This window comes from Acinetobacter sp. 25-47-130, from assembly GCF_056779705.1.
In genome coordinates this window covers 18,389-35,492 of record NZ_JBWYII010000013.1, presented here as the reverse complement: position 1 = coordinate 35,492, position 17,104 = coordinate 18,389, and the positions used below count along the sequence as shown (strand labels likewise).

The following is a 17,104-nucleotide window of genomic DNA, read 5'->3' as shown; positions in this document are numbered from 1 at the left end:
GTTTTATTCTATTTCGCATTGGCTAAGCCCCATTTTTAATTTTAATTCACTTGTTTTATTGAAAACCCAAGTTCTGCAAGTTGCTCTTTTTTAGCCATTGGTGCTACAACAGCCTTCGTTGGTTTTTGATTCACTAAATACGTTTCTGCTACACGCTTTAGATCATCTAACGTTACATTGAGCAAACGCTCTCGTAAAGTTTTTCTGAATTGAGGCGTGCGTCCATGCAATAATGCATAACATGCAGTAATTGCTTCACCTGCTGGAGAACCTGGCTTATCCATACTCGATACAAGACCCAGAATCGCCTCTTCAAGTTGGTGTGGTTTTTGTTCAGTATTCAATAACCAATCAATACTTGCTTCAAAATCTTGGAAAGTTTCTGCTAAACGTGGATCACGATAACTATAGAATCTAAATGCACAAGCATTGCCATCATAGCTTGCACCACCACCATAAGCGCCTCCTTTTTCACGGATTGCACTGTGTAGGAAACCATTTCGTAGATAAGCCGCAAGCACCATTAACGGTGCTGCATCCGGATGAGAAACTTCAACTGCTGGATAAGCAGAAGCACAGAATTGGACATTGGATTGAATCAGCCATGCTTCGTCATTTTGCGCTTGTTCAAAATTAACTTCAGCAAGATGCACTGGCTCACGCTTCACTTCAAGTTTATCCCAAACATTTTGAATTTCTTCAATTAAACGTTCAGACTGTTGCTCTTCACAGACCAGTAGGAATTGTTTAGGCGCGAGTAACAACAAACGGTGAATATTTTGCAACTCTTGAATGAGGTTCGCATATGCTTGTTCATCTGTTTCAATGCTTTGAACAAGCTCGCTCAGCCAATTAAGCGCACCTAAGCCGGTATTATTATAATCACGTAATGCCAATGCACTCATATTACGAGAAGCAATCTGCATGGCATAGCTATGTCCAGAACCAGACAAACGGGATGCCCAACGCGTCTTACGCTGTTGTAAAAGTTCAATAATACGGTCCTTTTCATCAAAACGCAGTTTCTCAAATGCCAGTTTTAACAATTGAATCGTATCTAGTTTGTGGGCAAGCGATTTGGTTGTCAGCGTTAAAAATGCGCTAATTTTACCTTTATCATCAACTTTACTACGTAGAGATGCCCCCATACCAAGGCCACCACTTACCGCTGTTTGTAATTGCTGTAATTCTAAATAATTATATTGACCTGCACCAACCTCCCCCATGAGCACGGAGAGTAAGTTAAAGTAAGGTGATTTCACGACTTGATCAGGAATTTGAATAATCACTTGTTGATAATAAATTCCGTTAGTACCAGCATGGTATAAGTTCAAGGGTGTATCTAAGTTATTAGAAATGATTTCTCTCAATTGACCTTGAACGACTGGAAGCTCAGCGGGAATATCTTCTAAACCAACTTTCGGCAATAAATCTAAGTTATCAGGAGTTGCCTGTCTTTCATTCAATGCTTCAGTCTGGCGTACAATTTCCGCTTTTTCATCATCTGTTAAGCGTGCGCCTATATCAGCTAAACGCTGTTTTTCTGCTTCAGCCTCTAATTTCGACTTATTCGCATCTGGTACAAGCGTCATCTGTACACGATGCGGATTATCAATCAAATGGGTCTTAATCAGATTAGGCAACCACATCGGGTCTTTCAACTGCTCTTTCACTTGCTCAATGGTCGAATCTACGTCCCAAACATGTATTGGATCATTATGATGAATTGCACTGCTTAAACCATTGAGGATGAGGCTTAGACCATAAGGCGTGCCATCTCCACCAATTTCTCGTTGGTGTAATTCAATTTGATGCAAAATCGCATCAACCAATGACTGATCTACAGGCTTCGAGGCAACCTCATTCAGCACATTCAACACACCGTTTTTGAATGTTTCTGCATGTTCAGGATTTGAACCTTGAATACCACAGTAGAAAGTCATTTCATAGTTAGAATCATCAAGACCTAAAATTGGTCCTGTAGATTGAGCATAACCACACGTTTCTAAATAGTGACGTAATGGTGAAGCAGAATCTTCCAATAAGATCCCTTCAGCCAAACGTAAGCCTAAACGAAGTTGAATATCACTAGATTCAGGAAGTAACCATGCCAGTACATGGTAGGTTTTATCTTTCAAATCTTCAGCATCTACCGCATAAGTCTCTGTCACCTCAATAGGTGCTTCTAGACGCTGTTCAGGTGTCGAATATAAGGTTTGACCTTTCTTAAACTTAGATAACGCTAAAGTTTCAAACTGCTCTTGTAACTCATAGGCAGATTGATTACCAAAAGTCATGAAAATAGCGTTACTTGGATGATAATGTGACTTATAGAAACTGACTAACTCTTCGTAAGTTAAATCAGGAATATCCTTAGGATCACCACCTGAATTATAGTGGTAAGTCGTTTTAGGGAATAAATGATGAGCAAGTTGGTGATATAACTGATCTGAAGGTGAACTCATTGCACCTTTCATTTCATTAAAAACCACACCCTTGTAAACAGGCTCACCATTTTCCAACTCAATTCGGATACCTTCTTGAGCGAAATCCAAAGGGTTTAAATTGGCTGCAAATGCTGCATCCAAATAGACGGAAAGTAAGTTTTGGAAATCTTTTTTATTCTGTGTCGCAAATGGATAAGCTGTCCAATCGGCAGCTGTAAATGCGTTCATAAACGTATTTAGAGAACGACGGATCATTAAAAAGAATGGATCACGTACAGGAAATTTTTCAGAACCACATAATGCAGTATGCTCAAGAATGTGTGCTTCGCCTTTTGAATCCATCGGTTGTGTACGGAAAGCAACTAAAAAAACATTTTCATCATGTTCAGTTGCTAGATGAAAATGCACAGCGTCAGTTTCTTTATGACGGTATTCTGAAACTAATATATCGAGTGCGGCTACATGATGTTGACGTACCAACTGAAACGCGGGATGAACGGTGTTTTGAATGGTTTCAGTAACATCTACGGTCATGTGTGCTCCTTAATTTACATAAATTTTAACAAAGATCATTATACTGATAGTTCAATACAATTCATCATTTATACAACAAACTCCAACTATTTTCCGAGTAAAATAGTCAGATTAAAACTAAATCAATAAAACTATATCTGAATTAAATGATACATTTCGATTAAATGTGGGTTAAAGCTTGAAAATCAAGCTATACGCTACTGAATTCAATCGCATTGGTGTAAAATCGTTTTCTTTTTTCGTGATGTGAATTTAGACATGGCTAAAGTTGACCTTTTTGCGATTGGCAATGCCCTCATTGACCAAGAATTCAAAGTATCTGATGAATTTCTTTTAGAGCAAAATTTGCAAAAAGGTACTATGCAGCTTACAGATGGGGAAACTCAAGCCCGTCTATTTCAAAACTTAAAAAATTCTCAAGAATATAAAGGTCAAGCCTCTGGGGGATCTGCAGCTAACTCAACAGTGGCTTTTAGTGCCTTAGGTGGTCAAGCGTTTTATGGATGCCGTGTCGGCAATGATGATCTTGGAGCGTTGTACTTAAAAGGTCTAAATGATGCAGGAATACAAACCTCTGAACGTTCGATCAGTGAAGGCGTAACTGGGACTTGCATGGTTTTGGTCAGTCCTGATTCAGAACGTACCATGCATACTTTCTTAGGTATTACAGCTGAACTCAGTAATGAACAAATTGATTTTGAAGCGCTAAAAACCGCTCAATGGTTATATATAGAGGGTTACCTTTCTACGAGTGATACAGCACGAGCTGCCGTAAAGCAAGCGCGTGCAATTGCGAAAGCAAATAATGTCAAAATTGCGTTAACGCTCTCTGATCCTGCTATGGTGCAGTATGCGCGTACAGGCTTGGACGAATTATTAGATGATGGTGTAGATGTTCTATTCTGTAATGAACAAGAAGCATTGATGTATACACAAACTGATGGCTTACAAAATGCTCTTGCTGCACTTAAAAAATTAAGCTCTACCGTCATTATTACGCTTGGCGCAGACGGCGCTCTTGTAGCAACGGAATCAACTGAACTTCAAGTGAAAGGACGTAAAGTTGTTGCTTTAGACACGAACGGTGCTGGTGATGCTTTCTCTGGTGCATTTTTATATGCATTAAATGCTGGTAAAGATTTACAAACAGCGACTGAATTGGCTATTTTAATCTCAAGCCAAGTGGTTGCTCAATTTGGTCCACGTTTAGACGTAGCTGATTACGCTAAACTTCTTAAAGAATTTCAAATAGAAGTCGCATAAAATGAATAAAATTTGCATGACTGAAGACATTCCTGAAAGAGAATCTCGATCTTTTGAAACTGAAAATGGTGACAACATTTTCATTACGCAACGAGATGGTTGCTTCTATGCGTATCAAAATGTATGCCCACATTTGCAAGTTGAGCTCGAGTTTCTTGAAAATCAATTCTTAGATCGTGATCAAGAGTTCATTGAATGCTCTACTCATGGTGCTTTATTTGATGTAGAAACTGGTGTGTGCATTTCAGGCCCATGCCAAGGTGAATCTTTAGAAAAAGTCGAGATTAAAGTTCATTCTGATGGTGGAATTTACTTAGAATCTTAAGTCATGAGGTGAATGACATGCTGGCATTTTTAATGGAAATTGATTTAATGCCATTTCATATGTGCGTGTTTGCATTGCTAATGCTCAGCATGGCTGAAACCTTAGGCTATTTTGTTGGCTTAAGACCTAGTCAATTTATAAAAAAATTAACACCTTATTGGCTTATTCGCCTTCCTTTGCTTCAAGTTAAATTTTCCAAAGTTCTCATTCTTGTTTTTTTTCTGATCAATTTTAGTTTTGCTGGATATTTTCTTCAGCTCATTGTATTTGCAAGCCAGAAATCCTTTCTAGCTTGGTACTATGTTTTATTACCCGCTTTAATTATCGCAATCTTCTTTACGGTATTTATGATTCATTGTTTGGATCAAGTGATCAAACCCAAGTACAAATCCGAGCACTCAAATTTGCTTGGTCGACTAGCAACTGTTTCCAGTGGTAATGCACGACCTGGTTTCTCTGCTCAAGCACGCGTTCGCGATGAATTCGGTCAATTACATTATGTACAAGTTGAACCAGAGTTTGGGGAACTTGAATTTCAATCTCAAATCCTCCTGATACGTGCAAAAAGATCTCATTTTATTGCTAAAAAAATTGCCAAAACAAATCAACTTTTCAATGTTGATCAGCATTAATGAGCTATTAACACCCCACTTCAATCATATGCATTTGATTTGAAAATAGTTCATTCAAGGTATTTTGTGACGCCTATTAAATTTAAATCCAACCAACTCAACGATTATATAAAAATTAATAAAATCCTTATAACCAACCATTTTAATCAGATTTAAAACCAACTAATTTAATAAACTTTAAAAAATAATCGTATTATTTTAGTTGGAATTAAAATATTAATACCAAGCATTTTAGTCTATTTTATTTTTTAATATAACCATTTTAGTCGGATTTAATTTTATTAAAAATAAAAATTATAAATAACTGTTTTTATTATATTTTTTATATTAAAAATATTTATTACTATAAGGTATTTATTTTAAATAAAAAAAAGATAATAATATTTAAAATAGATTTAAATAATGCATTTAAATATGATGATTAAACCTTCAAGTTTAAATAAAAATTTAATCAAAGAGATTACTTTGATTCTTATTATCAAAGTAATCATTCTTATCGTGATTAAAAATATCTGGTTTGATGCACCTACCATTCCCAAAAACTTTGACCATCAAGTCGCTGAACGAATTACGGGCAGCGAACTTAAAATGAAGGAGACACGTTGATGATTTCTGAAAGCGTGGTCGATCTATCGCGGTTTCAATTTGCAATGACCGCAATGTATCACTTTATATTTGTACCCCTCACTCTAGGTTTGGCATTTATCCTTGCCATCATGGAAACCACCTATGTCATTACAGGCAAAGAGATTTACCGAGACATGACCAAGTTTTGGGGTAAGTTATTCGGGATCAACTTTGCTTTAGGGGTAACCACTGGACTAACGATGGAATTCCAGTTTGGTACAAACTGGGCTTACTACTCACATTATGTAGGTGACATTTTCGGAGCGCCATTAGCAATCGAAGGATTAATGGCCTTCTTTTTAGAATCTACTTTTATTGGTTTATTCTTTTTCGGCTGGGAACGTCTTTCTAAAGTCCAACATTTATGTGTGACATGGTTAGTGGCTTTAGGCTCTAATATGTCAGCACTTTGGATCTTGGTTGCAAATGGTTGGATGCAAAACCCTGTCGGGGCCGCATTTAACTATGAAACCATGCGAATGGAGCTGGTAGATTTTGCCGCACTAATCTTTAACCCAGTGGCACAAGTTAAATTTGTCCATACTGTTTCTGCGGGTTATGTGACTGGTGCAATTTTTGTATTGGCAATTTCAAGTTATTACCTACTTAAAAAACGTGATTTGGCCTTTGCCAGTCGTTCATTTGCCATTGCTGCTATTTTCGGTCTTGCTTCGACATTATCCGTAATTTTACTGGGTGATGAATCAGGATATGAATTAGGTGATGTTCAAAAAACTAAACTCGCTGCAATTGAAGCAGAATGGGATACACATCCAGCACCAGCTGCATTCACATTATTTGGTATCCCCAATCCCGAGACGCAAACAACAGACTATGCTGTGAAAATTCCATATGTCATGGGTTTAATTGCGACTCGCTCTACAACTGAACAAGTCACAGGGATCAAAGATTTAATCGCACAACATGAGCAACGTATCCGTAATGGTATGGTCGCTTATGCACAGCTTGAACAACTTCGCGCTGGAGATCAATCACCAGAACTCAAAGCCGCATTTGACGAGACTCAAAAAGATTTGGGTTATGGTCTATTGTTGAAGAAATACACACCAACTGTGGTTGATGCTACTGAACAACAAATTAAATCTGCAGCTTTAGATACTATCCCTCATGTTCCAAGTTTATTTTGGGCATTTAGAGCGATGGTGGCGTCAGGTTTCTTGATGCTCTTGTTGTTCATTCTTGCAACGTACGCTGTCATGAAACGTAATGCTGAAAATAAAACTTGGTTGCTCAAGTTTGCACTGATCGCCCTTCCACTTCCATGGATTGCAGCTCAAACAGGTTGGTACGTTGCTGAAGTTGGTCGTCAACCATGGACTATTGGTGAAGTTTTACCAACACACCTATCTGCATCAAGTATTAGTTCAGCGGATGTATGGGGTTCAATTTTAGCACTCGCTGCTTTCTATACAGTGCTGCTCATCATAGAAATGTATTTAATGATCAAATTCTCAAGACTAGGACCAAGCTCTTTACATACTGGAAAGTATCATTTCGAAAAACTTGCAGCAGCCAATAAGTCAACTGAGGAGATTTAACATGATTGAATATGAACTTCTCAAAATCATTTGGTGGGTATTGGTCGGCGTCCTCCTTATTGGGTTTGCTTTGACTGATGGATTTGATATGGGCTCTATGGCACTGATGCCGTTCGTCGGTAAAGACGATGAAGAGCGTCGTGCTGCTATCAACACGATTGCACCACATTGGGATGGAAACCAGGTGTGGTTTATTACGGCGGGTGGTGCACTTTTCGCAGCTTGGCCAATGGTATATGCAACAGCTTTCTCGGGTATGTACTGGGCGCTGTTACTCGTATTATTTGCTTTATTCCTTAGACCTGTTGGTTTTGACTATCGCTCTAAGCTCGAAAATACTAAATGGCGTAATGCTTGGGATTGGGGCTTATGTATTGGCGGCGCAGTACCAGCACTCGTTTTTGGTGTTGCATTTGGCAATATGTTCCTTGGTGTACCCTTTACACTTGATGAAACTGTTCGTTCAACTTACACAGGAAGCTTCTTTGCACTTTTAAATCCATTTGCCTTGGTTTGTGGATTGGTGAGTTTGACTATGCTTGCTGCTCATGGTGGTGCATGGTTAATGCTACGCACTGAAGGTGCATTAAGAACACGCTCTGCTCAAGCTACACGATATATGGGTATTCTTTTTCTCATCTGTTTTCTCGGTGCTGGTGCTTGGTTGTATTTCGGCAATATCGAAGGCTACACGCTTGTAACACCTTATGATACGAATGGTGTAGCTAATCCACTTGCTAAAGAAGTACTCACTAATGCCAATCATGGCTGGATGAACAATTATTCTATTTATCCAATCACAATATTGGCACCGGTGATGGCAATTATCGGAGGAATAATTGTGGTTTTAGCATCGTCTAAAAATAAAGCGGGACTTAGCTTTGTGGGTACATCGTTCGCTGTGATTGGCACAATTCTCACTGCTGGTTTTGCCCTATTCCCATTCCTGATGCCATCTAGTATTCATCCAAACATTAGCTTGACGATGTGGGATGCAGTATCTAGCCAAATGACGCTTTCAGTAATGACTGTTGCTGCGTGTATTTTTGTTCCGCTGATCTTGGCATACACCACTTGGTGTTACTACAAAATGTGGGGTGTGATCACCAAGAAACATATTCAAGACCACACGCATAGTCTGTATTAAAACCGAATCACTGTTAGGAGATAATTATGTGGTACTTCGCATGGATACTAGGTGTGTTGATGGCATGTTTCGCGAGTGTACTTGCAGCCATTTACATGGAACAACATCAAGACTTAGATGGTGAATGAAATGAGTGAGCTTGCAATGTCAAATTCTGAAAAACGTAAATACTCATTCGCAATGATCATTTCATTTCTGATGGCATTGCCTCTCGCTACCATATTACTCATCCACCCAAGTCTGATGTTGGATGCAAGTGGTAATTACAGTCATCGTGCCATGATGCTGATTATGATTGGAATATCTGGTGGATTTATCCATGGCGTAGGGTTTATACCACGTTATTGGATATGGAAGTATTTATTTAGTCCATTTGTAGCATGGCCATTGATGATTTATGGTTACTATACTTGGCTGTTCACTTAATTTATAAAAAAGCCCTCTATGAGGGCTTTTTTATATCTGTTTTGAAATATTAAATGTTTTATTGCGTTGCAAGCCAAGTCATAAATTTTTGACGTTCCTGCTTTGAAGAATTTTTCCATACTTCAATCAACGTCTGACCATCATGAGTATTTGAATTTGTATTTTTAATGTCAGCTTGTTCCACTGTTTGATTATTTATTGATGGTGAACTTGACTTGATCATTGGGCTAGCTTGTGGCTCATTATGCAATATCTGATTGATCGTACCGCCTAGCAAACTTTGCGAGGTCATTTGAACAATCAGATTATTTGAAATGAGTTGATTATTTTGATTATAAATTGCCAATTGAGGATTTTTGGCGAATGTTTTTGCTTGGTCCAAATCTCGTGGTGGATGAATTAAATCCAATTTGTATGACTTATTATCCTCTAGGGTTGGCAATTTCAAAGTAAGAATATCAGACTTTACGATCTCATGATTATTTAAAGGTAGTTCAAAGTATTGATTATATCGAACATTCACCAAAGGTTGATTCACATCAATTTGGTATTGTTTTTTTGATTTAAATAGTCCTGATTTAACCTCTTGATTATTCACTGAAATTACGACCAGTTCCTCTGGAACCACCAAGGTCGCCCCTGCAAAAATTTGACTGCTCAAACCCGTAAATATCAATGCAGACGCAATTTTTAATTTCATAAATAACTCAATATTAGATTGTTAGATATGACTACTATGCTACCAAGCGATGACAATTTAATGACAGAACTCATCATAAAAAAAGGCACCGAAGTGCCTTTATATGCTTTGGATTAATTAAAAGTTTTAAAACGAATTTCGTCATCAATAAACGTTTTATCTCCAGCAGGCGCTTCGATTGAACCGAGCACAAGCTGAGCACGAAGTTTCCAAGAAGCTGGAATTTCAAATGTTGAAGCCACTTGTTCATCCACAATTGGATTGTAATGTTGTAATGATGCTCCAATATTTTTTTCTGACAATGCAGTCCAAACCGCAAATTGAGCAATAGCTGTTGAATGTTCAGACCAGATTGGGAAGTTCTCAGCATAAAGTGGGAATTGCTCTTGTAAACCTTTCACCGTATCTTGATCTTCATAAAACAATACAGTTGCATGACCCGCTTTAAAGCTATTGATCTTATTTTGAGTTCCCTCAAATGCTTCTGCAGGAACAATTTTACTTAACGTTTCTAAAACGATATTCCAGAATTTGTCATGTGACTCACCAAAAAGTGTTACAACACGTGATGTCTGTGAGTTAAATGACGATGGACTTTGACGTACCGCTTCTTTAATGGTTTCTTCAATCTGAGTATTGTCTAAAGAAACATTCTTACCAATTGCATAGATGGTACGGCGATTTTTAATTTGATTTAGAAAAGACATAACTTATTCCTTATTTTTAACATTCATTGTGTGCTAACGATGATGCTATCTTATTCATATTACGAAACCTTTTCAGCCTTATCTTTATAACAAAGTGTTCTATTTTTGGAACAAATTGCGTATTTAATGTATTGAGTCTAAAGATTCGGCTTTCTCATATTTGATTAACCTTATGAATTTTAATTATTTATAAAAAAAGCTCCGTATAAGGAGCTTTTTAAATTAACCCAAGAATAATTATTTTTCGTTATCGAATAATGCAGCGACAAATGATTTTGCTGAGAACGGTCTCAAATCATCAATCTTTTCACCTACACCAATAAATCGGATTGGCACATGTGTACGGCTCGCAATATTAAATAGCACACCACCCTTTGCCGTACCATCCAATTTAGTAATAGTAAGACCCGTTAAACCTACAGCTTCATCAAACATTTCAACTTGGTTAATCGCGTTCTGTCCTGTGCCAGCATCCACAACAAGCATCACTTCGTGCGGTGCAGTCGCATCAATTTTCTGCATAACACGTTTTACTTTTTTGAGCTCTTCCATCAAGTGACCTTTGTTATGCAAACGCCCTGCGGTATCTGCAATCAATACATCGATCCCTTTCGCTCGTGCACTTTCAAAAGCATCAAAAATTACAGAAGCACTGTCTGCACCATGACCTTGTGCAACGACATTAATATCATTACGTTCACCCCAAATTTGTAGCTGTTCAGTCGCCGCAGCACGGAAAGTATCGCCTGCCGCGAGCATGACTTTTTTACCTTCACCTTGCAATCGTTTTGCGAGTTTACCAATCGTGGTTGTCTTACCTACACCATTTACACCCACAACCAAAATCACATAGGGATTTTTATTCGGATCGATATGTAACGGTTTAACACGTGGTGCTAATAAAGCAACTAATTCTTCTTGAAGAGCTTTATAGAGAGAATGAGAGTAGATCAAATCGCCACGCGCAGTTCTTTCAGTCAAATTGGCAATAATTGTTTTCGTCGCCTCTACCCCAATATCTGCGACCAATAATTGTTCTTCAACTTCTTCGAGCAGCTCATCATCAATCTCTTTACCACCGACTAGAATATTCATCATTCCATCAGCTAAATTTTTACGAGATTTTGATAAGCCTTCTTTCATACGACTGAAGAAACCACCTTTCGGTTTTGTTTCTTCAACGGCCGGCACCGTTTCCAGCTTTTCTACTTCATTGTTTTCGATAATAGGCACATTAACGGCCGGGAGGCTCGGTAAGGTGACATCGTCATCACCAATATCCGCATCAATCAAGAATTTATTTTGCTGTTCTTGCATGCCGATTCCTTGAAAAGCATTGCGATTAAAAGAATGGAGTTTAGCATAGATTACTTTAAATTCACGATCTGCAATTACTTTTAAAACGATCAACCAAATTGCAACAGTTCAATCTTGAATAAATATACGACATCATCAAGAATAATTTTAAAGTCATTATTCGGATTAATTGTGTCTCTCAGCCGGCTCAAATTCTCTCTGCAACTCATTTTCAAACAAACAATCATCATTGCTGCGATTACATCAGCACCGATGATGGCATTTGCAAATCAGCAAACTGCTCAACTCTCTCGAAACACCGTCGAAACAACACTGGATAATGGTTTAAGAGTCATTATTAGAGAAGATCACCGAGCACCTGTAGTAATTAGCCAAATTTGGTATGCCGTCGGCAGTAGTGACGAGTCAGGGAATTTACTCGGTATTTCACACGTTCTAGAACATATGATGTTCAAAGGCACTAAAAAAGTACCGAATGATGAATTTACACGCCTTAGTCGAATTTATGGTGGTAGTGTCAATGCATTCACATCCACAAATTACACCAATTACTATCAATTCTATCCTAAAAAATATCTTCCACTGGCATTAGAGTTAGAAGCAGATCGAATGCAAAATTTAGTTCTGCGCCAAGAAGATTTCGAACCCGAAATTAAAGTTGTAATGGCTGAACGACGGCAACGAACAGAGGACAATCCTCGAAACCTTGCTTTTGAAAGATTTAAATGGATAGCATACCCGACCAGTCACTATCGCCAACCAGTGATTGGCTTAATGAAAAATCTGAATAACATTCAATTGAATGATTTAAAGCAATGGTACGAAACTTGGTACGCGCCGAATAATGCAACATTGGTCATTATTGGGGATGTTGATCCTGAACAAACCATTCGAGATGTCAAAAAATATTTTAATAAGATTCCCAAAAAATCAGTTCCTGAGCGAAATGATGTGCTTGAATTTTCAAGAATTGGATATCGCTTCATGCAGCAATATCAGGCTGTACATGTGCCCAACTTGTTTATGGCTTGGAATGTCAATTCCATTAAAACAGCAAAAAACCCTCAAGACGCCTACGCTTTAACCATTATTCAAAATCTATTGGACGGCGGAATTTCAGCACGTCTACAAGAGAGACTGATCCGAGATAAGCGAATTCTGACCTCAATTAATGTGAGTTATGATCCATATAATCGTGGGGATAGCCTATTTTTAATCTCTGCCATACCTGCTGAGGGTATCAGTCTTGAGCAAGCGCAAAAACGCATACAGCGGGAACTAGATTTATTCAAATCAGAATTGGTCAATGAAAAAGAACTCAATCGAGTCAAGGCGAATTTCATTTCAAATTTAGTGTTCAGCCAAGATGATATTATTGGGCAAGCTCGACTCATTGGTTTGCTCAGCATCAATGATCTAGACTATCGCATGATTGATCAACTCCCTGATTACTTTGATAAAGTCACACCGCACGATTTACAACGCATTGCCAATATTTATTTTAATCGTGACAATTTGAGCGTTTTACATCTTTATCCTGAACACAAAAACAATAACTAGGCGTTTTATGAATTATTTATCTTCTCTATTTTTAACGAGTGTATTGTGTGGTGCCATCTTGAGTTCAATGTCGCATGCGGAGGAACTTATAGAAGCGGAACCAATTGAACAAATCATCGAAGAAGATCCCAGTGGTCTAAGCTCGATCAAAAACTTGTTAAGCTTAAAAGAGATCAAAAAAAATTCGCACAATTATCAAGCACCTTTTGTTCAAGAACTTAAAAACTCTTTAAATGTACGAACCTTATTTGTCGAAACGAATGATCTGCCAATGGTCGACATTCAAATTACATTTAATGCTGGATCTGCACGAGATGAAGTCATAGGTAAAGGACTTTATGGTATATCCAATATGGCAGCTCGCCTTATGCTTGAAGGAACAGATCAGCTCAGTGCCAAACAGATTACCACCACATTTGAGGGATTAGGCGCCAAATACTCTTTCAACGCCTTTCGTGACATGTTTGTTGTTCGACTAAGAGTGTTAAATGATCCTGAAAAATTTGACCCTGCACTGAACTTACTACTGCATTTAATCAAGCATGCCACCTTCAAACAATCAGGCATTAATCTCGCGCTCAGTAATACTCATATTGGACAAAAACAACTTCAAGAGAATCCATCCAGACTAATGTCAATACAACTGTACCGTATGCTGTATGGGGATCATCCATATGCTCAACCAACAGCTGGGACAGTCGGTAGTTTAAAAAAGATTACGCCTGAATTACTCAAAGAATTTAGAGATCGATTGCTTGTCGCTCAAAATTCCAATATAGCAATCACAGGACAACTCACTCAAGATCAAGCTCAACAGATCTCGGAACTGATCAGCATCAATTTACCACAAGGGCAAAAGCAGCCTAACCTTCCAACTCCCGTAAGTGAATCAGGTTTTAAAATTTCAGTACTAAAACGCGAAAGCCTACAAGCACATGCATTAATGGGTCATTTATCTTTAGAGCGAGCACATCCAGATCGTGCCGCTTTGGAAGTTGCCAACAGAATGTTTGGTGGTGGGAGTTTTAATTCAATCTTATCAAAAGAGTTACGAGTTAAACGAGGACTCACCTATAGCGCATCGAGTACACTTACTACACCACAGGTACCTGGCGTTTTTAGTTTTGGATATGCGACACAACAAGACCAATTGCTCGAAAGCTTAAAGCTCGCACATCAAGTATTCATTGACTTCAAAAAACAGCCTATTACTGACTCTTTACTTAAAGAAAATAAAGAAAGTATTCTTCGGTCTTTTCCGATGACCTTAAATAGCAATGCAAATATTAATGCCCAAATCGCATCAATTGGTTTTTACGGACTTAATTCCAATTATCTAAATGAGTATCAGGAGCAGATTCGAAAATTAACTCGCCAAGATATTCAAAATGCAATACAAAAACATTTACACCCCGATCAAATCACTATTATCGCTGTCTCTGATCGTGTCACTGCCAAGGAGATCGAAGAAATACTGAATCAAAATCTTGGGCTCAATCTGAATAAGATTGAAGACTAATCCAACTTTTCAATCGCTGGATAAATTTTTATACGAGCATTCTCGATATGATAAGCATTCAGCAAACGATAAAATTCAATATTTTTAATCTTAGGTTTTGCAAGTAACAAAGTTGCCATTTCATGCGTTCGCTCTAAACGATTTTGAGCAGCGAGCGCTTGAACTTGTTCAAAGTGGGCTGAATTAATTGGACGATTCAGTGCAATACTAGAGACAATAAGAATAAAAAGTACAATGCCTATGATGAAAGCATTTTGAATCTGCTCAATATTTAATTGTGAGAAAAGATCAGACGAAATTTTTTTTAAATGGAGCATGTACAACCTCGGATTAGCTTAAGTGTAATCCGAGATGCTTTAAAAATATAGTGTTAACGTTGAATTTAACAAGAACCATTATGCTAACAATGGCGCTTATTCACCTTTAAGAGACAACATTCTGCACAACACCAAAATATAAGATAGCAGCGATCACCGCGAGTACGATAAAAATAGTGAAAACACTTAAACCACCTTCAGCATCATCAGGGTGTTCTTCGTCAATGACGGCGATACGTTTTAATTCGCCATCATAGTAGCGATAAAATTCAGCTTTCGCTGCAGGATCAAGCGTCTGCGTGTAATCATGCACACGTTTACGCTGCTCTAAACAGTAGTGACCTAAATGAATTTCTTGATGAAAAATTGCTTCATCAAGTTGTTTTTTATGATGATGTGCAAGCGCAATAATATCGGATGGCTCTGGTGGATTGCCAAATGTGAAACCATCAATGGTATTAGTCATAAGTCATTCTCCTTTATAGTTATTTACAGTTTTATCATAAACCCAATATAAAATGATTAAAGTTTAATCATGTAAGTATTTTTTAAAAGATTTATCTTGAAATTTTATTTGACAATTAACGCAAATTGTAATATTAGTTTAATATTACTTTGTTATATTCCATTTTGACCTAATTTAGGTCTTTATAACTGTAGTACTAATCATAATTAGAATAAGGAGTTTTATATGATTAAACAATTCTCTCAACAAGACCTCGAACATATGTATTCGAATGCTGTAAATACCATTCAATTTGAAATGAATTTTACAGACGCAGTTTCAGAACTTGAGAATGCAGCACGTGCGGGTCATGGTAAAGCAGCGATGTTTCTAGCTGAACTCTATCTTCAAGGTTTCCGTGTAGAACGTGATTCTTTGAAAGCACAGTATTGGCAAAACATGGCCACAATGCAAGCATAAATAAACGTCACATTCGTGGCGTTTTTTTAGCTCTTTTATTTACATATTTGCTTACCAACTTTAAATTAATGCAACTAAACTTTAAGAAAAAATCATTAGACTGAACTTATCATCATTGGTAATGAATCATCGAACGATCATGAACACCTTTGTACAGTTGCAACCCAATTCAAAGCATTTTTTACTCAAAGTTAATATCCTTAAAACCATGATGTATTGTGGAGTACTGTGGGGACTGTACAATCCAGAACATCAAGGTTGGGCCATTCGATCAATCAATCAAGAATACATATTCCCCTTCTGGCTCAATTCAGTGCAGGCTTTACATTATGCAAAAATTCACTGGCCGCACTATCAGCCTCGAAAAATAACGCCTGATGATTTTAAAAATTCACTACTCCCAACCCTAACGCGATTAAAAGTCACACCTGCCCTGTGCAATCATCGAGATCGCCACTTTAAACTCACTATTCCACACATGCAGATGCTATTTTTTTAGAATCATTTAAGCCCTTCTATTTAGCAGAAAATTCCACTAAAACGATTGTAAAGATTTTAGATTTCAGTTATTAACTTATACATGGACAAATAACCAATAAGAGGAAATTTTATGACAACAGTAGCTCAAGTCCTACAAAATAAAAACAATTCAGAAATCTCTACCATCACACCTGATGCTACGGTTTTAGAAGCAATCACACTAATGGCAACAAAAGGTATTGGTGCCGTTGTTGTCGTTCAGGAAGAAAGACTTGTTGGAATTTTATCTGAACGGGATTACACGCGTAAAATTGCACTTATGCAACGTACATCCGACTTAACTACAGTCTCAGAAATTATGACTGGTACTGTTTTATCTGTAAGTAAAAGCAACACCGTAGATGAGTGTTTAGATTTAATGACAGAGCGTCATATTCGCCATCTGCCAGTATTAGAAGACGATAGACTCGTTGGAATTGTATCTATTGGTGACTTGGTTAAAGCCGCTATGGAAGACCAAAAAGTATTGATTGAACAACTTCAACAGTATATTTCAGGATAAAGATAAGCTCCCAACTCGGGGGCTTTTTTGATAACTCCATCATGATCTCAATTTTGG

General features: G+C 37.7%; 19 protein-coding genes. 13 read left to right on the top strand and 6 right to left on the bottom strand.

Features of this window, described 5'->3' with window-relative positions; translation table 11 throughout:
* Positions 1-41: 41 nt before the first annotated feature.
* Positions 42-2,981, bottom strand: a complete 2,940-nt coding sequence (locus AC1M83_RS13315) for an insulinase family protein (RefSeq protein ID WP_481590867.1) — start codon at positions 2,979-2,981, stop codon at positions 42-44.
* Positions 2,982-3,239: 258 nt separating this feature from the next.
* Here AC1M83_RS13315 and AC1M83_RS13310 point away from each other — a divergent pair, with 258 nt between their 5' ends.
* The 8 genes from AC1M83_RS13310 to AC1M83_RS13275 all read left to right on the top strand — a co-directional run bounded on the left by AC1M83_RS13310 (position 3,240) and on the right by AC1M83_RS13275 (position 8,960).
* The gene (locus tag AC1M83_RS13310) at positions 3,240-4,244 is read left to right on the top strand and encodes an adenosine kinase (RefSeq protein ID WP_180028895.1); all 1,005 of its coding nucleotides are present in this window, start codon (positions 3,240-3,242) and stop codon (positions 4,242-4,244) included.
* 16 nt (positions 4,245-4,260) lie between these two features.
* On the top strand, positions 4,261-4,569 hold the full coding sequence (locus AC1M83_RS13305) for a Rieske (2Fe-2S) protein (protein WP_171076765.1): 309 nt from the start codon (positions 4,261-4,263) through the stop codon (positions 4,567-4,569).
* A gap of 17 nt (positions 4,570-4,586) precedes the next feature.
* Positions 4,587-5,201, top strand: a complete 615-nt coding sequence (locus tag AC1M83_RS13300; protein ID WP_481590866.1) for an OB-fold-containig protein — start codon at positions 4,587-4,589, stop codon at positions 5,199-5,201.
* 414 nt (positions 5,202-5,615) lie between these two features.
* Positions 5,616-5,807 (top strand): cytochrome oxidase putative small subunit CydP, encoded by a 192-nt coding sequence (cydP, locus tag AC1M83_RS13295; RefSeq protein ID WP_481587955.1) that lies wholly within the window; start codon positions 5,616-5,618, stop codon positions 5,805-5,807.
* Positions 5,807-7,387, top strand: a complete 1,581-nt coding sequence (locus tag AC1M83_RS13290; RefSeq protein WP_481590865.1) for a cytochrome ubiquinol oxidase subunit I — start codon at positions 5,807-5,809, stop codon at positions 7,385-7,387. The genes cydP and AC1M83_RS13290 overlap by 1 nt, the downstream gene beginning before the upstream one ends.
* A gap of 1 nt (position 7,388) precedes the next feature.
* Positions 7,389-8,534 (top strand): cytochrome d ubiquinol oxidase subunit II, encoded by a 1,146-nt coding sequence (cydB, locus tag AC1M83_RS13285; protein WP_481590864.1) that lies wholly within the window; start codon positions 7,389-7,391, stop codon positions 8,532-8,534.
* Between the two features lie 26 nt (positions 8,535-8,560).
* Positions 8,561-8,662, top strand: a complete 102-nt coding sequence (cydX, locus tag AC1M83_RS13280) for a cytochrome bd-I oxidase subunit CydX (protein ID WP_035266590.1) — start codon at positions 8,561-8,563, stop codon at positions 8,660-8,662.
* Position 8,663: 1 nt separating this feature from the next.
* Entirely contained in the window at positions 8,664-8,960 is a 297-nt protein-coding gene (locus tag AC1M83_RS13275) for a cyd operon YbgE family protein (RefSeq protein WP_092768427.1), read from the top strand.
* 58 nt (positions 8,961-9,018) lie between these two features.
* Here the strand turns inward: AC1M83_RS13275 and AC1M83_RS13270 are convergent, their stop codons facing one another.
* From AC1M83_RS13270 to ftsY, 3 genes are all read right to left on the bottom strand, one after another.
* Positions 9,019-9,660, bottom strand: coding sequence for a DUF2057 family protein (locus AC1M83_RS13270; protein WP_481590863.1), 642 nt, complete (start codon positions 9,658-9,660; stop codon positions 9,019-9,021).
* Positions 9,661-9,773: 113 nt separating this feature from the next.
* Positions 9,774-10,367, bottom strand: a complete 594-nt coding sequence (locus AC1M83_RS13265) for a nitroreductase family protein (protein WP_481590862.1) — start codon at positions 10,365-10,367, stop codon at positions 9,774-9,776.
* Between the two features lie 237 nt (positions 10,368-10,604).
* Complete coding sequence (ftsY, locus tag AC1M83_RS13260; protein WP_481589508.1) at positions 10,605-11,684, bottom strand: signal recognition particle-docking protein FtsY; 1,080 nt, start codon at positions 11,682-11,684, stop codon at positions 10,605-10,607.
* 252 nt (positions 11,685-11,936) lie between these two features.
* Between ftsY and AC1M83_RS13255 the strand changes: the two genes are divergently transcribed.
* Both AC1M83_RS13255 and AC1M83_RS13250 read left to right on the top strand, forming a co-directional pair.
* Positions 11,937-13,244 carry a M16 family metallopeptidase gene (locus AC1M83_RS13255; protein WP_481590886.1) on the top strand — a complete coding sequence of 436 codons (1,308 nt, stop codon included), beginning with the start codon at positions 11,937-11,939 and terminating at the stop codon, positions 13,242-13,244.
* A gap of 7 nt (positions 13,245-13,251) precedes the next feature.
* On the top strand, positions 13,252-14,763 hold the full coding sequence (locus AC1M83_RS13250) for a M16 family metallopeptidase (protein WP_092768431.1): 1,512 nt from the start codon (positions 13,252-13,254) through the stop codon (positions 14,761-14,763).
* Here the strand turns inward: AC1M83_RS13250 and AC1M83_RS13245 are convergent.
* Positions 14,760-15,080: a hypothetical protein gene (locus AC1M83_RS13245; protein ID WP_481590861.1), complete on the bottom strand. Its 321-nt coding sequence runs from the start codon at positions 15,078-15,080 to the stop codon at positions 14,760-14,762. The genes AC1M83_RS13250 and AC1M83_RS13245 overlap by 4 nt on opposite strands.
* Positions 15,081-15,186: 106 nt before the next feature.
* Positions 15,187-15,546, bottom strand: a complete 360-nt coding sequence (locus AC1M83_RS13240; RefSeq protein WP_481587962.1) for a hypothetical protein — start codon at positions 15,544-15,546, stop codon at positions 15,187-15,189.
* 225 nt (positions 15,547-15,771) lie between these two features.
* Here AC1M83_RS13240 and AC1M83_RS13235 point away from each other — a divergent pair, with 225 nt between their 5' ends.
* From AC1M83_RS13235 to AC1M83_RS13225, 3 genes are all read left to right on the top strand, one after another.
* Complete coding sequence (locus AC1M83_RS13235; protein WP_035266572.1) at positions 15,772-16,005, top strand: SEL1-like repeat protein; 234 nt, start codon at positions 15,772-15,774, stop codon at positions 16,003-16,005.
* Positions 16,006-16,144: 139 nt separating this feature from the next.
* Entirely contained in the window at positions 16,145-16,504 is a 360-nt protein-coding gene (locus tag AC1M83_RS13230; RefSeq protein WP_481590860.1) for a DUF2750 domain-containing protein, read from the top strand.
* 111 nt (positions 16,505-16,615) lie between these two features.
* Complete coding sequence (locus tag AC1M83_RS13225) at positions 16,616-17,047, top strand: CBS domain-containing protein (protein ID WP_481590859.1); 432 nt, start codon at positions 16,616-16,618, stop codon at positions 17,045-17,047.
* Positions 17,048-17,104 lie beyond the last annotated feature (57 nt).

Coding starts and splice junctions, on each gene's coding strand:
- AC1M83_RS13315 (WP_481590867.1), bottom strand. CDS start 2,981: ATGACCGTAGATGTTACTGAAACCATTCAAAACACCGTTCATCCCGCG.
- AC1M83_RS13310 (WP_180028895.1), top strand. CDS start 3,240: ATGGCTAAAGTTGACCTTTTTGCGATTGGCAATGCCCTCATTGACCAA.
- AC1M83_RS13305 (WP_171076765.1), top strand. CDS start 4,261: ATGACTGAAGACATTCCTGAAAGAGAATCTCGATCTTTTGAAACTGAA.
- AC1M83_RS13300 (WP_481590866.1), top strand. CDS start 4,587: ATGCTGGCATTTTTAATGGAAATTGATTTAATGCCATTTCATATGTGC.
- cydP (WP_481587955.1), top strand. CDS start 5,616: ATGATGATTAAACCTTCAAGTTTAAATAAAAATTTAATCAAAGAGATT.
- AC1M83_RS13290 (WP_481590865.1), top strand. CDS start 5,807: ATGATTTCTGAAAGCGTGGTCGATCTATCGCGGTTTCAATTTGCAATG.
- cydB (WP_481590864.1), top strand. CDS start 7,389: ATGATTGAATATGAACTTCTCAAAATCATTTGGTGGGTATTGGTCGGC.
- cydX (WP_035266590.1), top strand. CDS start 8,561: ATGTGGTACTTCGCATGGATACTAGGTGTGTTGATGGCATGTTTCGCG.
- AC1M83_RS13275 (WP_092768427.1), top strand. CDS start 8,664: ATGAGTGAGCTTGCAATGTCAAATTCTGAAAAACGTAAATACTCATTC.
- AC1M83_RS13270 (WP_481590863.1), bottom strand. CDS start 9,660: ATGAAATTAAAAATTGCGTCTGCATTGATATTTACGGGTTTGAGCAGT.
- AC1M83_RS13265 (WP_481590862.1), bottom strand. CDS start 10,367: ATGTCTTTTCTAAATCAAATTAAAAATCGCCGTACCATCTATGCAATT.
- ftsY (WP_481589508.1), bottom strand. CDS start 11,684: ATGCAAGAACAGCAAAATAAATTCTTGATTGATGCGGATATTGGTGAT.
- AC1M83_RS13255 (WP_481590886.1), top strand. CDS start 11,937: ATGATGGCATTTGCAAATCAGCAAACTGCTCAACTCTCTCGAAACACC.
- AC1M83_RS13250 (WP_092768431.1), top strand. CDS start 13,252: ATGAATTATTTATCTTCTCTATTTTTAACGAGTGTATTGTGTGGTGCC.
- AC1M83_RS13245 (WP_481590861.1), bottom strand. CDS start 15,080: ATGCTCCATTTAAAAAAAATTTCGTCTGATCTTTTCTCACAATTAAAT.
- AC1M83_RS13240 (WP_481587962.1), bottom strand. CDS start 15,546: ATGACTAATACCATTGATGGTTTCACATTTGGCAATCCACCAGAGCCA.
- AC1M83_RS13235 (WP_035266572.1), top strand. CDS start 15,772: ATGATTAAACAATTCTCTCAACAAGACCTCGAACATATGTATTCGAAT.
- AC1M83_RS13230 (WP_481590860.1), top strand. CDS start 16,145: ATGAACACCTTTGTACAGTTGCAACCCAATTCAAAGCATTTTTTACTC.
- AC1M83_RS13225 (WP_481590859.1), top strand. CDS start 16,616: ATGACAACAGTAGCTCAAGTCCTACAAAATAAAAACAATTCAGAAATC.